The sequence below is a fragment of the Bifidobacterium aemilianum genome, assembly GCF_003315635.1.
Classification (GTDB): Bacteria; Actinomycetota; Actinomycetes; order Actinomycetales; family Bifidobacteriaceae; genus Bifidobacterium; species Bifidobacterium aemilianum.
Genome location: NZ_PDCG01000032.1, coordinates 1 through 777, shown reverse-complemented (window position 1 = coordinate 777; position 777 = coordinate 1). Strand labels below are relative to the sequence as shown.

Genomic DNA, 777 nt, shown 5'->3' with positions numbered 1-777 from the left:
TTTGGAACCGGGCCTGGGGCGGGGCCGCCTGGCGCCGTGGCCCGGGCCTGTCCGCGTCGCCCGGGCCGTGGTCCGCACCCGGCTTATTCCTGCCTGTCAACCAGTGCGGTCATGAGGTTCAGGTCGAGCTCGAAACTGACCCCTCGACGTTCGTAGTCGGGTTGGGTCTGGGTATGTGCCATGGCGGATCGGACGAACTCCCCTGCGATTCGCGCCGCCTGGTCCAGGCTACGTCCGGCGAACACGGCCCCGCACAAGGCAGAGGCGAAGGCATCCCCGGTGCCATGGATCATGTAAGGGAGCTTGCTGTGCTTGAGTTCGACGCGTCCGTCCGTCCCGCCCAGGCCTTCTCCGGCCGCAAAGTTGCGCAAGTCCCCGTCGCCGCGGTCGATCCCTTTGAGGATCACGTGCCGCGCGCCCATGCCCAGCAGCGCCTCCAGCAGCTCTGCCACCTGGGCATCGTCCAGGTCCTGGCCTTCATAGGGCAGTCCGGTCAGCAAGGAGGCTTCGGTCAGGTTGGGCATCAGTACATCCGCACCGTCGGCCAGGCGAGCGGTGGCGCGGCAGAGCTCATCGGTGTAGGTGGGGTACATTCTGCCCCCGTCGCCCATGACCGGGTCCACCAGGCGCAGGGCCTGCGGGTACTCGCGGTACATGCGTTCGATGATCCCCACCTGCTCGGCCGAGCCCACGAGACCTGGGCGGACCGCGTATGGCGTCTTCTCCTTGCAAACAAAAACATACAGCCAGCAACCGTACCCAGTCCCGCAGCACTAC

The 777-nt window shown here is 66.7% G+C and carries 1 protein-coding gene; it reads right to left on the bottom strand.

Annotation, left to right across the window (positions count from 1 at the left end):
- Window positions 1-83 precede the first annotated feature (83 nt).
- Entirely contained in the window at window positions 84-746 is a 663-nt protein-coding gene (locus CRD60_RS08260; protein WP_113860793.1) for a bifunctional hydroxymethylpyrimidine kinase/phosphomethylpyrimidine kinase, read from the bottom strand.
- Window positions 747-777 lie beyond the last annotated feature (31 nt).